An 11,069-nucleotide genomic window follows, 5' to 3' on the forward strand; every position below is an offset into this window, starting at 1 on the left:
GCTCGGGATCGATCGGCACGGCTCCCATTCCGCGCCGCTCATTCTTCTGGTGCGGGCCTGAAGCGCCGCACCAGCACCTCGAACAAGATGTCCGAAAGGCGGCGATAATTTCCGCGCGCTGCTCGGACGAATAGTGCCCGGCATCGTCGATGGTCATGAAGGTCACGTGTCGGGACATATTAGTCTCGTCGTAATTATCTGCCCCAACCAACTATTGCCGTTGATAATACTGTTCATCAATGCGAAGTTCCTGATGAAACGGGGGAGATACATGATCCGCATTGCAATCGTCGTGGCCATTGCCGCGAGCGCCTCAGCCTGCCAGTCGAACGTGCCCTATGACACGAGCAAGCAGACCTGCGGGATGCACGAGTTCAGGGGGTTCCAACGCAGAGTTTGTATCCCGGACACACCGAACAAAGTATGCAATGTCTGGTACAATCCAATTACTCGTGACGAAAGGATATGGTGCCAACCGCTAACCCGGAAAGCGACCGACCCTAAGGCTCGCGCCAGGCAGCTTGCGGGCAGCAAATATCCCTGATCAGATTTCATCCGTATTTTTTGGCTCCAATTCCTCGCCCCACGAACGTGGGGGAGGTGGCGCGGCGGAAGCTGCGACGGAGCGGGGGCAGCGCCGGCTGTCGATGCAAGAGCGGAAAGCTACTCGTAAGCTTGTCGCCCTACGAAGACCCCCTCTCCGGCCGCTTCGCGGCCACCCCGCCTTGCGGGGGCGAGGAACCCAAGCCCTGAACCGCCTCCGCCGACAAAAACCGCAGCACCACATCCGACATCCCGAGCAGCGGTGTGAAAGTCACGATGGTTATCCCGCCCGTCGCATTGGTGCGGGTCAGACCCTCGGAATAAATGTCCAGCGGCGGCTCCTCGTCGAACCAGACACCGTGCAGCGTCTCGCCCTGCCATTTCTCGCGGCCTTTTTCGTAGGACTTGAAGGAGAGCACGCTTTCGCCCGCCTGCACATCACCGCCACCGCCCCAGCGCACAACGACGCTGTCCAGCGCTCCAGGGGCGCCGCGGCCCATCGTCGTTTCGGCAATGGCGTCGGCCGGGATCATGCCGGTGCCCCATTCCGCCTGTCGCTGCGGCGGGCCGACCAGCACACGCTGCGGATTGTCGCGCGTGCCCTCGCCGGTGACGCCGGCGGCCCAGAGCCGGACGGGCGTGTCGAACACCTTGCCCCTCCACCAGTCCGGATAGCGGCCGGTGAGGTGCATGGCCCATTCGGCGCCCCCTGCCCTGGTCTTGCCGAGCTGGTTACCGGCCATGAACAGGCGCTCGCGGTTTTTTGCCCCCGCCGCGTGGAACTCGGACTGCCTTTCGTATGGCCTGTAGGCAGCAAGAAGGTTACGTTGACGGCGTCGGTCCATCTCCTCGAGCAGCGCCAAATAGGTCGCTATCATCGAGGAACGGCCGCAGCCTCGCTTCGAGGCAGCGGATGCGGCTGCGGATCTCCTCATCGCTCAACTGGTCCAGACTGTTTTGGTTCGCATCGAGACCCTGCGAGAACTCTTTGGGCAGCATCGTCAGTACGACCTTCAGATACTGGTCGGGCTTTTCCGCCCTGACCGCGGCGATGACGCCGGCGCCATGGGCGCGGAAATCAGCGCGCAGCGCCGCGGCGAAATCGTCGCCCAGCGTCTTTTTCGAGCGCCTGGCTATCGGCGCGGCGGCCGGCTCAGCCTTCGCTCCAGCGGTTCGGGCGCCGGCGCGCCGCGCCTTGCCTGCGCAGTCAGCCATTGACGGCTGCATCGGCTGCCGGCGTTCCGGCGGAACGAACCGCACGCCACTTGGCGGGCTTGCGCGCCGGCTTCTTGCGCGGCTTGGCGCGGGCGGCCTTCGGCGCGGAGGGCTGATCGACCTGTCCGGAAAACGGCTCCGTTCGTTTCAGCTTCGCCGCGGCGGCTCTCATGGCCGACGGATCGAGACCCTGGCGCGGAAAGCCGAAGCCGGCGATCGCGTCGACCGGACCGCCGCGCACCATGCCGATGCGCACACCCGGCGCGACTGCCTCGACGCGGCTTGTGCGGGGCGGCTCGCCGAACGATGCGAACTCGCCGATGGCGCTGACGATTTCGGCGCCGTCGTCGCCGGTGATGATGGTGGCATAGCGTGGCATGCAGAGCTTCCGCAGATTGGATTCAACTAAAAAGGTCGAGTTCCCGCCCCGCCTGTCCTGCCGGACATCTCGCCCGCAAGGGGGACCATCGATCCCCTTCTTGCGGGGGATATGGCTGGCACGCCACAGGAGGATGCTGTCCCGTCGCCTCGCCAACTGGCGAAGCCCCCAAGGTGAGGAGCCACAAAAAAACCCGCCGGCTGGCGGGTCGTTGGCGCAAATCAGCACCATGGATAAAATCATAGCAGAGCTGCCCTCACCTGACAAGGCTCTTAGGTAAATTTTCCTAGCTGCTTGTCTGCAGCCTTGCCGGGAAGCGACTTTCGCTCGCGCACCGATAAATTGTGGCCCAGGTCTGAAAGTTCCAGAAATTTTTTCTCGGAACCACCTCCGGGCCGAGGGGTTCCACCCCTTAGTCGCGACGCGACAGACTCCCGAAAAGAGAAACGATCTCGCACAAGAAGGAGAAGATCATGCTCATCAAGATTCTTGCGGCATCGGCTCTGACCATCGGTCTGGCTACGGCTGCGATGGCTCAGAATGCAACGGGCGGTACCGCCGACACGGCGGGCAACGGCCAGAGCATCACGGTGGACCCCACCACGCCTGCCAATCCGCCGCCTGATCAGATGGCGCCCGATACAGGCACGACAGGCAGCATCACCACGGACGGCATGAATTCGAACGCCGATCGGAATTGCCCCGCGACGCCGCAGGGCGCCCAGCCGGATGCAACTCACACGTCGCCTGGCACGGCTACGCCGTCGGTCAACGATAATCATTGCGGCAAGTAGTAACGAGACGCGGCAGTTTCGTCGCGCGAGGGCCGTGGAGTTCCGCTCCACGGCCCTTTGCTTGGAAGGGAACCATGGCGGACGTGAGCCGTTGCAAGGTCGAGCGTGAGCCGTTGCAGAGTTCAGCAAGGAGAGACCCATGGCAGACGACGAAACCAACCAGGGTAAGGACACGAACGCAGCAGCCGCGCGCAACGGCAGCTCGACGTCCCAGGGCGGCGGCACAGAGCGGAGCAATCCGAGCCGCAGCAGCGCTGCCCGCAGCGGCAGCGCTTCGCGCACCAGCGCCAGATCTTCAGCCGCTTCGGAAGCGGCGATGAGGAAGCAGATCGCCGAATTGAAGCGCGAGGTGAGCCGGCTCAACCGCGCGCTTGCCGATCAGGCCGAGGAAGCCGCCAGTGCGACGCAAGGGTGGTACCAGAGCGCGGCCGACCGGGCCTCCGGCCTCTACAGCGGCGCGGCCGACCGAGCTTCTGAATTCTACGGCGGCGCGAGCGATCGCGCCTCACGCGCGGCAAGGCAGTTGCGAAGCCAGGCGCAGAGCGTTTCCGAAACCGTTCAGCAGAATCCCGGCACCGTTTCCACTGCCATGGTTCTCGGCGGCCTCGTCGGCTTGCTGATCGGCATGGCGATGGCGCGCAACTCGGACGCAGACCACGACTGGGCTCGCCCCTGGACCCGCTAGAGCACGACGGCCGCCCGAGCGCAGGCCGCGGAAGGAGGCCGGGCCCAGAGCCCGGCCTTTCCATAGCGGCGGGTTGGTGTGCCCGGTTGTCGTTGGTGTGCCCGGTTGGGCTGGTCATTAGCCGGACCTTATGGAATCATTCCCCAAGGGGAATCGCGGAGAGCGGGCATGGACAATCCGCCATGGCATCGGTCTTTCGGATGCGGCATGCGCCAGCAGGTATTTCAGGCGTTCGCAGCCTTGGCCGAGGCCAGGCGGATCCGGTCTTCCATTCGCGCCCGCTTGGCGAAGCCATCCGCTTCATCGCCGAGGCCGACGGCCAATATGACCTGAGCGCCGTGGCCATCGCCTATGGAGATCGCTCGACGCCGCCGCTGGGCGCCCGCGAGATCAAGCAGCTCTGGGCCGAATATGGCGTGCGCCTGATGGAGGCCTAAGGCGGTCCCGGATCGGAAACGCCGCTCATGCGTTTTCAAGCGAGGTCAATGGGAGGAAGCGCCATGAACGTCGCCAATCTGCAACTCGAGGGCCTGCTGATGGCCGTCGCGGCAATCAACCATACCCTGGTGCGCAAGGGGGTGCTGACGGTCGAGGAGATCGACATCGCGCTGCGCAAGGCCGAGGCCGTCGAGACAGGCGAGGACCGGTCCGAGGCGATTTCGGCGTCGAACCGCGATGCGATCAACTTCCCGATCCGCCTGCTCGAGCTCGCCAACCAATGCCAGCCGGAAGCGGACATGCCGTCCTTCTCCAAGCTGGCGCGCATGGTCGGGCAGATGAAGGAACCCTATAACGATCAGATGTGAAGTGGCGGCGCCTCACGCCCGGCCCGGCCAACCCTGTCGGACGGCGAGCAACTTGCCCGGCCCATGCACGGCGGCGAAGAAAAGGCCGGCGAGGAAAGTGAAATGATCGACGAAGAAGCCGAACTCGGCCTGGTTGCCGGTCCAGTGCGACGGGCCGTGGAATGAAAAGCCGAGGAAGATCACATAAACTGCCGCGACCAGCGCCGCCGGCGTGAAGAAGGCGCCGGTGAGGAAGGCGATCACCAAAAGCACCTCAAGGATCGCCGCGCACCAGGCGAGAAACAGCGGGAACGGAAAGCCGGCGGCGGCGATGTAGCCGGCGGTGGCGCCCATATCCATGAACTTGAAGGTCACGGCCATCGCGAAGACGGCGGCGAAGATCAGGCGAGCGATGAGAATGGCGGCGGTCTGCCAGGCCGATTGCGTTTCCAAAGTTTGTCCCTCCGGTTCGAAGCGGTTGATGCCCCAAGGACGGAGGAAGGGCAATGATTCCGACAGGGGGCCGGAATTTTTGCTTCACTTGTTTCCTCACCCCCACCGCAGGCGGCGGAGAGGTGACCGCGCAGCGGCCGGAGAGGCGCCGGCGACGCCGGGAGGAAGCGCCAGACGGCGAGGCCCACAGCCAAGCCCGGCGCTCAACGAGGGGCCCTCTCCCTCGCGGCTCCGCCGGGCCACCTGTCCCCCTGTTAGCGCGGGGCGAGGAAAGGCTCAGCCCGCCTTCGCCTGCGGCGGGTGGCTGATCGAGTCGCGCACGGTGCCGTAGGCCGCACCCCAGCGGTCGGTCATGTCGCAGCGTATGTCCCAGAGCTCGGGGAAGAAGCGGTGGCGGGCGCCGCCTTCCAGGATCTCCACCGGGCGGCCCTTCAGCGACTTGGCTCCGAGACCGATCGAGCGGTGGATGAGATAGAGGTGGTTGGCGCGGAATTTCTGGAACAGCTCGTCGAACTCGATCAGCGCCTCGGCCACGACATAAGCATCGCCATGGTCGTAGTGAGCGTCGTAGACGTCCTCGACGGAAAGCCCGCGGCCGTCGAGATAGGAATGCTTGAAGGCCCGCCAGAGGTCCGGCGGCAGGCGCAGGATAAGCTTGAAGCCAGGCGATTCCTGGCCGCTGCCATTACCCAGCTCGAGGCGGATCTGCTGGTACTCCTTGGGCGACATCGTCTCCAGCAAATCGAGCTGCGCCGTCATCATGCGCACCAGCCGGTGCACGCGGCCCATCAGCGTGATGATGCGGTGCGTGTCTTGCCTCTCCAGATAGTCGAGCACGTCGACCAGCGTGTAGGCGATGAGCTTCATCCACAATTCCTCGACCTGGTGCACGATCTGGAACTGCAGCTCGTCGGCATTGACCATTTGCGAGAGCGGCTTCTGGCAGGCGAGCAGCTGGTCGCATTTGAGATAGACGCCGTAGTCGCGCATTTCGGGCGCCTCGATGCGGGCGTGATAGTCCAACTTGTCCATGGCTCATCCTCCTCGCGCGGGCATGTTCGGCAGGCAGCCAAGGATAGCGCTTCCGGCTTGAACATTGTTCCTTTCTGTTATCCAAATAGCGGAAATTGGAGTACGATTAGCGCCCATTGTCGCGACATCGGAGAACGGACTATGCTTGATGCCCTTGACCGCAAGATAGTGTCAGCACTCGAGCGCGACGCGCGCATCTCCTTCGGCGAGTTGGCCGAAGAGGTGGGACTGAGCAAGACGCCGTGCTGGAAACGGGTGAAGGCGCTCGAGGCTCAAGGCATCATCCGCAGCTATTCCACCCGCATCGATCCGGCCGCGATCGGCTTCGACATCGAGGCCTTCATCCAGGTGTCGATCGACTTCGAGGTGTCGGACGCCTTCGAGGCGGCGGTGAGGAAGCACCCGCTGATCCGCCGCTGCTACGCCACGACCGGCGAGGCCGACTATCTGTTGCAGATCGTCACCGTCGACATGCGGGCGCTGGACAGGATGCTGCGCGAGGAGCTCAGCCGGCTGCCCGGCGTGCGCCGCACCGTCACCTCGATGGCGATGCGCGAGATCAAGGGCGACATCTCGTTCGCCGATGCAGCGGCGCATGCGCTAAGGGAATGACTACAAGAATATTTGCAATCATAGAGTAATTTCGGTATATACCTTAATTGTCGAGACGGGCGGGGGCGATGCGTTTCGAATGGGATGCCGCAAAGGCTAAGATCAATAAGGCCAAGCAGGCATCGATTTCGAGCTCGCTCCGGAATTCGATTTCGCCAACGCCGTCGTCGCCATCGACGACAGCACGGACTATGGCGAGGAACGCCTGGTCGCCACCGGGATCATCGGCCTGTCAGTCTGTGTCATGGTCTACGTCGAGCGCGGCGAAACGATCCGGGTGATTTCGCTGCGACGGGCCACGAAGAAGGAGATCGAGAGTTATGTCGAAAACCTCTAGTCGTTCCCGCTCCGCGCTCGTGCACCGGGAAGCAATCCCGCCGAAGCGCACCCGAGAGGAAGCCCTCGCCATCGCCCGGGCCGCGCTTTCGCGCATGTCCGAACAGGAAGATGCGGCGATCAGGGCGGCGGCGTTGGCCGATCCGGATGCGCAGCCTGCGGAAACATTGCCGCGCCGCAAGCCGGGCCGGCCGCGCGCCGAAGTCAAGAAAGTGGCCGTTTCGCTGAAGCTCGACCCCGATGTGGTCAGCGCTTACCGCGCCCAAGGTCCCGGCTGGCAGACGCGGATGAACGACGATCTGCGCAAGGCCGCGAAACTAAAGCGCCACGCTCGCTAGATTGCCCTGGCAGGTTGGCGGTGCTCAGGTCAGTCTGAAGCAGGCCGGCCGGCTCGGGCTCCCGCGCGGCCTTTTCCTTGTCGGCGTCGGCCTTGCGCTTCGGGCACGCCTCGAACTCGTGATCGCGGCCGCCGCAATAGGAGCAGCATTTGGCAGGCTGATCGGGATGGAGCATCGGTGCCATTCCCAAGAATGCACGAAAAGGTTTCCGGTTGCAGCAATTGCGTGAGGTCGCAACCGTTGCTCAGCCCCGTGCCCCGATTGGTCTTCCATGCAGTTCCGGCCGGAAAACCGGCTGCACGCTTTTCCTGGAATTGTCTTTTCAAAGGAGCTCGCCGCTTGCGCGGCGGGCTCCCTTAATCACCGCTCACGCATGCGCGTGGGGATGACGGACGTCCCAGACGGCCCAGGCAGATGCCGCGACCACGAGCACGCCAAGAATGACGTGCGTGAGCATTGCGTTCCTGTCCGCCGCGAAGCCCAGCAGCCAGGGCGACACGATCAGCCAGAGCCCGAGCACGAGATTTACCCATTCCTCCCATTCGGCGAACACCGAAAGCGTCGCGAGCGCCAGCGCACCGAGCAGGACGCCAACAATCCAGGCGTTCCACGCGGGCATCATTGCCGCGGTGAATCCGATGACCCAGGGTGAGATGAACAGGCAGATCGCGAGGACCAGGATAACCCAGTCCTTGCTCTTCCTTTCTTCCATCAGTTTGCTTGCCATGACAACCTCCATCGATGAAGCCAGACCAAAGCAACTGCATTCGCGTGCAATGCGCACGCTATGTTACATGATGTAATACATTTTTACGGAGCGACAAGGGAACCTTCCGCGGTAGCCGTATTGCGCGCCGTGGCGGCCCGCACAAGCTCCCGCTGGATCGGGCCGGGCCGTCCCTTTTACGGGAAAGTCCTTCGAGGTGGGGAACGGACTGTCATCCGTAGAAGTCGCTTCCGCTCTCGGCGCCGAGCTGCGGCATGACAATGGCCTCTAGCGGTGCCGTCAGCGACCATTTCAACGCACCGGACGAGCGCTCGAGACTGGAGGAGCCGCTGAGGGATTGCGGCGCCACCCGCTGCAGCACCACGGTGCCAAAACCCTTGCGCGCCGTCTCGTCCGGCTCGCCATTGGCATGGCCATTCGACCTCTCCTGCCAGACAAGGTGAAAGTGGCGCTGCGCCTTCGGGCCGGTCTCGACCGTCCAGGTGATCTCGACATGCCCGCCCTCGCCCGCCAACGCGCCATATTTCGACGAGTTGGTGCCAAGCTCGTGGAAGGCCATGCCGAGATTCTGCACGGCATTCGACTGCAGCGTCAAAAGCGGGCCGGAAAGCGAGATGCGCTCCTCATGACCAAACGGTTTCAGATGTTCCTGGATGAGGTCGAAGAGACTGGCGCCTGCCCATTCCGAGGTGACCAGCAGATCGTGCGAGCGCGACAGCGCCATGATCCGGGCTCGGATCATCTCCTCGAACTCGCTGGGGCTGGCAGAACGCTTGTTGGTTTCCCTGACCATCGACAGGATCACCGCGAACTGGTTCTTCACACGGTGGTTGACCTCGCGCATCAGGAGCCGGATGCGGCGCTCATTTTCCCTTGCGGCGGTGATGTCGCGCGCGATCGTGGAGGCGCCGACGATCTCGCCCGCAAGGCTCCTGATCGGCGACACCGTTACCGAAACGGCAACGAGTGAGCCGTCCTTGCGCTTTCGCATCGTGTCGAGATTTGCCACGCCCTCGCCCCGGCGGATGCGGCTGATGATGTCGGTCTCCTCGTCGTGCATATGCTCGGGGATAAGGAGCAGCATCGATTGGCCGATGGCTTCCTCCGCGCTGTAGCCGAACATGCGTTCTGCCGCGCGGTTCCAGTCGGTGATGGTGCTGTTCAGATCCTTGCCGATGATGGCATCGAAGGAAGAATCGACAATGGCGGCCAGACGCGCATTGGCGCTGGCATCTTCAAATTCCCTGCCCCCGGATGTCACCATGGGCATTAGTTAGCGCGGCCGAATCTCATAGCAAGCGGCTAAGCCTTGGAGGGGTCAGGATTTTCGCCATTCCCCTTTGCTGGATCCAGCACGCCGAAATCCTGCGACTTCATGCCGGTCTCGGCTGTCAGGAAACCTTCGGATGCGAGGCCCCTTCGCAGAAGCTCGCGCACGGCGGCCGAGCGGCTCGGCATGCGTTTCTCGAAGCGCCAGTTCTCGACTGCCGCCAGTTCCTCTTCCGTCAACATGATCTGCAGCCTTTGCGGCCGCTCCAATTCAACCACCCTAGCCTCCCGCAGGTCATGACACGAACGAGTATGTCACTCACTGCCAGTAAAAGTAGGATTCGGCTCAAAAGACGTCAAGGTCATGCGAGACAACAAAGGCGGGGGACGCTGGCGGTGCTAACGATATGGCTACACCGCATTTGCCGTTCTATGCTAACTTGTTGATTTTTTTACAGCTTTTCCATTTTTTAGTTGCCAACCGAGCGAGGTCGGCGCATTATGGCCGGCAGAGGGATGAACCGCCGCGAAAGGAGGTTTTTCCGATGTTACGAGGATTTTCCGACCGGTTGCGCAACGACGCTCACCACAAGGTCCAGCGGGCTTTGCGGCAAAACGGCATCGTCAACATCATCCAATTGTCGGAAGAAATCAGGCTGATGAATCTCGGCGAGAACATTGCCCGCGAGGATATCGAGACTCTGGTGATGCAGGTGGCTCAGCTCTATGGCGGGGCCATCGAATTCGACGAAGAGGCGCTGACGGCGCTCGACCTGCCCGACGCCTGCCCGGCTGACAGCCGCAACGACCTGGAAAAGGCGTTGCGAGAACGCTCGCTCCTTTCACCCGAGTCGGCGGATCTGCTGCAGGTGAGCGACAAGGGCTAGAGCAATTCCAGTCACTCGCTGGTCAACTCGTCGAGCAGGCGCAGTCCGTTCTCGTACTTCTCGGGGTCGATGCCCGCCTGGTGCGCCTGCCAGAGATTGTCCTTGAGGTCCGCCTGCTTGACAGGCAGCGCAAGCTCGTTGGACGCCGCACGGCAGACAAAGTCGTGCTCGCTTTCGTCCATTCTTTTCGTCAGCGCGTCGACGGCGGCGACGACCGGAAAGCCGAAGCCCTCGGCCTCGAGCCGATCGAGCGTCCACCCCTCGCCTTTCTCGACCACGTCGTGCAGGTAGGCGACGGTTTTCTCGTCAAGCGTTTCGACCGCATCGGCGACGCGTCTCAGATGTTCGATAAAGGGACGGCCGGTCTTGTCTTTCTGGCCGCGATGGGCCTCTTCGGCGATCTTCGCTGCCTGGTAAAGCATGATCTCCTCGATCTATTGGAAGCCCGCCCCAACGGGACAACGAGACGGGCAGGATTGGGTCCCGACCCGGTCCGCCGGCACGCCTTGCAGGGGACGGCGCGCCATACTGCGGCAGAACATGAGCAGCGTTCAAATGTTCCCTCGTGTCCGGCCGAAAAACAGGAACCCGCGGCCCGCGCAGTCGTTAGCATTTACGCAAACACAAAGGAGGTCTGCACCATGGATTGGAACCGCGTCGAAGGTAACTGGAAGCAGGTCAAGGGCAAGGTGAAGGAACAGTGGGGCAAGCTCACCGATGATGACCTCGACCGCATCGCCGGCAACCGCGAGCAGCTCGAAGGCAAGATCCAAGAGCGCTACGGCATCGAGAAGGATCGCATCCGCCGCGACATCGACGACTGGGCGAGTCGCCAGGGCTGGTAAGATCCGCCGCCGGATGAAATGAGCCCGCAGCCCCGATCGGGGCTGCGGCGTCGAAAGCCAGAAATTTTGATTTCAGAACAGGGACGTTATATTAGGCTGAATCGACATTCAGCGCATCCATAACATAGCTGCGGCGAGATGGATGAAGGCGAGGAAGTGGCCGGCGCGA

Annotated in this window: 17 protein-coding genes; 8 read left to right on the forward strand and 9 right to left on the reverse strand. The window is 62.8% G+C overall.

What is annotated here, in order from left to right; all coding sequences use genetic code 11:
- Positions 1-683 precede the first annotated feature (683 nt).
- The 3 genes from CK222_RS28315 to CK222_RS28325 form a co-directional block, all read right to left on the reverse strand.
- Positions 684-1,286 carry a terminase family protein gene (locus CK222_RS28315; protein WP_245433326.1) on the reverse strand — a complete coding sequence of 201 codons (603 nt, stop codon included), beginning with the start codon at positions 1,284-1,286 and terminating at the stop codon, positions 684-686.
- Positions 1,287-1,365: 79 nt separating this feature from the next.
- Positions 1,366-1,758: a hypothetical protein gene (locus tag CK222_RS28320; RefSeq protein ID WP_095802596.1), complete on the reverse strand. Its 393-nt coding sequence runs from the start codon at positions 1,756-1,758 to the stop codon at positions 1,366-1,368.
- On the reverse strand, positions 1,751-2,137 hold the full coding sequence (locus tag CK222_RS28325; protein ID WP_095802597.1) for a hypothetical protein: 387 nt from the start codon (positions 2,135-2,137) through the stop codon (positions 1,751-1,753). The genes CK222_RS28320 and CK222_RS28325 overlap by 8 nt, the downstream gene beginning before the upstream one ends.
- Before the next feature lie 473 nt (positions 2,138-2,610).
- Here CK222_RS28325 and CK222_RS28330 point away from each other — a divergent pair, with 473 nt between their 5' ends.
- From CK222_RS28330 to CK222_RS28345, 4 genes are all read left to right on the forward strand, one after another.
- On the forward strand, positions 2,611-2,931 hold the full coding sequence (locus CK222_RS28330; protein ID WP_095802598.1) for a hypothetical protein: 321 nt from the start codon (positions 2,611-2,613) through the stop codon (positions 2,929-2,931).
- 139 nt (positions 2,932-3,070) lie between these two features.
- Positions 3,071-3,616 carry a hypothetical protein gene (locus CK222_RS28335; protein WP_095802599.1) on the forward strand — a complete coding sequence of 182 codons (546 nt, stop codon included), beginning with the start codon at positions 3,071-3,073 and terminating at the stop codon, positions 3,614-3,616.
- A gap of 182 nt (positions 3,617-3,798) precedes the next feature.
- A complete protein-coding gene (locus tag CK222_RS28340) occupies positions 3,799-4,053 on the forward strand; it encodes a hypothetical protein (RefSeq protein WP_095802600.1) in 255 nt (84 codons plus the stop codon).
- Between the two features lie 63 nt (positions 4,054-4,116).
- The gene (locus tag CK222_RS28345) at positions 4,117-4,422 is read left to right on the forward strand and encodes a hypothetical protein (RefSeq protein WP_066999393.1); all 306 of its coding nucleotides are present in this window, start codon (positions 4,117-4,119) and stop codon (positions 4,420-4,422) included.
- 12 nt (positions 4,423-4,434) lie between these two features.
- Here the strand turns inward: CK222_RS28345 and CK222_RS28350 are convergent, their stop codons facing one another.
- Together CK222_RS28350 and CK222_RS28355 are read right to left on the reverse strand one after the other, a co-directional pair.
- Entirely contained in the window at positions 4,435-4,854 is a 420-nt protein-coding gene (locus tag CK222_RS28350) for a DoxX family protein (RefSeq protein ID WP_067325191.1), read from the reverse strand.
- A gap of 276 nt (positions 4,855-5,130) precedes the next feature.
- Positions 5,131-5,886, reverse strand: coding sequence for a tryptophan 2,3-dioxygenase family protein (locus CK222_RS28355; protein WP_095802601.1), 756 nt, complete (start codon positions 5,884-5,886; stop codon positions 5,131-5,133).
- Between the two features lie 141 nt (positions 5,887-6,027).
- Between CK222_RS28355 and CK222_RS28360 the strand changes: the two genes are divergently transcribed.
- Both CK222_RS28360 and CK222_RS28370 read left to right on the forward strand, forming a co-directional pair.
- Entirely contained in the window at positions 6,028-6,498 is a 471-nt protein-coding gene (locus CK222_RS28360; RefSeq protein ID WP_067325198.1) for an Lrp/AsnC family transcriptional regulator, read from the forward strand.
- A gap of 320 nt (positions 6,499-6,818) precedes the next feature.
- Positions 6,819-7,172, forward strand: a complete 354-nt coding sequence (locus CK222_RS28370; RefSeq protein ID WP_245433328.1) for a BrnA antitoxin family protein — start codon at positions 6,819-6,821, stop codon at positions 7,170-7,172.
- 367 nt (positions 7,173-7,539) lie between these two features.
- Here CK222_RS28370 and CK222_RS28380 read toward each other — a convergent pair whose 3' ends face one another.
- The 3 genes from CK222_RS28380 to CK222_RS28390 all read right to left on the reverse strand — a co-directional run bounded on the left by CK222_RS28380 (position 7,540) and on the right by CK222_RS28390 (position 9,447).
- Positions 7,540-7,899 carry an SPW repeat protein gene (locus CK222_RS28380; protein WP_095802609.1) on the reverse strand — a complete coding sequence of 120 codons (360 nt, stop codon included), beginning with the start codon at positions 7,897-7,899 and terminating at the stop codon, positions 7,540-7,542.
- Between the two features lie 211 nt (positions 7,900-8,110).
- Positions 8,111-9,169, reverse strand: a complete 1,059-nt coding sequence (locus CK222_RS28385; protein WP_067325207.1) for a PAS domain S-box protein — start codon at positions 9,167-9,169, stop codon at positions 8,111-8,113.
- A 32-nt stretch (positions 9,170-9,201) separates the two neighbouring features.
- A complete protein-coding gene (locus CK222_RS28390) occupies positions 9,202-9,447 on the reverse strand; it encodes a hypothetical protein (RefSeq protein ID WP_067325210.1) in 246 nt (81 codons plus the stop codon).
- 128 nt (positions 9,448-9,575) lie between these two features.
- On the opposite strand from CK222_RS28390, the gene CK222_RS28395 reads away from it, so the two are divergent.
- Positions 9,576-10,055 (forward strand): hypothetical protein, encoded by a 480-nt coding sequence (locus CK222_RS28395; protein ID WP_141247146.1) that lies wholly within the window; start codon positions 9,576-9,578, stop codon positions 10,053-10,055.
- An 11-nt stretch (positions 10,056-10,066) separates the two neighbouring features.
- Here the strand turns inward: CK222_RS28395 and CK222_RS28400 are convergent, their stop codons facing one another.
- Positions 10,067-10,477 (reverse strand): HD domain-containing protein, encoded by a 411-nt coding sequence (locus CK222_RS28400; protein WP_067325217.1) that lies wholly within the window; start codon positions 10,475-10,477, stop codon positions 10,067-10,069.
- Between the two features lie 219 nt (positions 10,478-10,696).
- On the opposite strand from CK222_RS28400, the gene CK222_RS28405 reads away from it, so the two are divergent.
- Positions 10,697-10,900: a CsbD family protein gene (locus tag CK222_RS28405; RefSeq protein ID WP_066999415.1), complete on the forward strand. Its 204-nt coding sequence runs from the start codon at positions 10,697-10,699 to the stop codon at positions 10,898-10,900.
- Positions 10,901-11,069 lie beyond the last annotated feature (169 nt).

Origin of the sequence: Mesorhizobium sp. WSM3866, assembly GCF_002294795.1 — a bacterium.
Classification (GTDB): domain Bacteria; phylum Pseudomonadota; class Alphaproteobacteria; order Rhizobiales; family Rhizobiaceae; genus Mesorhizobium.

Coding starts and splice junctions, on each gene's coding strand:
- CK222_RS28360 (WP_067325198.1), top strand. CDS start 6,028: ATGCTTGATGCCCTTGACCGCAAGATAGTGTCAGCACTCGAGCGCGAC.
- CK222_RS28335 (WP_095802599.1), top strand. CDS start 3,071: ATGGCAGACGACGAAACCAACCAGGGTAAGGACACGAACGCAGCAGCC.
- CK222_RS28320 (WP_095802596.1), bottom strand. CDS start 1,758: ATGGCTGACTGCGCAGGCAAGGCGCGGCGCGCCGGCGCCCGAACCGCT.
- CK222_RS28325 (WP_095802597.1), bottom strand. CDS start 2,137: ATGCCACGCTATGCCACCATCATCACCGGCGACGACGGCGCCGAAATC.
- CK222_RS28370 (WP_245433328.1), top strand. CDS start 6,819: ATGTCGAAAACCTCTAGTCGTTCCCGCTCCGCGCTCGTGCACCGGGAA.
- CK222_RS28395 (WP_141247146.1), top strand. CDS start 9,576: ATGGCTACACCGCATTTGCCGTTCTATGCTAACTTGTTGATTTTTTTA.
- CK222_RS28405 (WP_066999415.1), top strand. CDS start 10,697: ATGGATTGGAACCGCGTCGAAGGTAACTGGAAGCAGGTCAAGGGCAAG.
- CK222_RS28380 (WP_095802609.1), bottom strand. CDS start 7,899: ATGGCAAGCAAACTGATGGAAGAAAGGAAGAGCAAGGACTGGGTTATC.
- CK222_RS28340 (WP_095802600.1), top strand. CDS start 3,799: ATGGCATCGGTCTTTCGGATGCGGCATGCGCCAGCAGGTATTTCAGGC.
- CK222_RS28385 (WP_067325207.1), bottom strand. CDS start 9,169: ATGCCCATGGTGACATCCGGGGGCAGGGAATTTGAAGATGCCAGCGCC.
- CK222_RS28315 (WP_245433326.1), bottom strand. CDS start 1,286: ATGGCCGGTAACCAGCTCGGCAAGACCAGGGCAGGGGGCGCCGAATGG.
- CK222_RS28400 (WP_067325217.1), bottom strand. CDS start 10,477: ATGCTTTACCAGGCAGCGAAGATCGCCGAAGAGGCCCATCGCGGCCAG.
- CK222_RS28355 (WP_095802601.1), bottom strand. CDS start 5,886: ATGGACAAGTTGGACTATCACGCCCGCATCGAGGCGCCCGAAATGCGC.
- CK222_RS28345 (WP_066999393.1), top strand. CDS start 4,117: ATGAACGTCGCCAATCTGCAACTCGAGGGCCTGCTGATGGCCGTCGCG.
- CK222_RS28330 (WP_095802598.1), top strand. CDS start 2,611: ATGCTCATCAAGATTCTTGCGGCATCGGCTCTGACCATCGGTCTGGCT.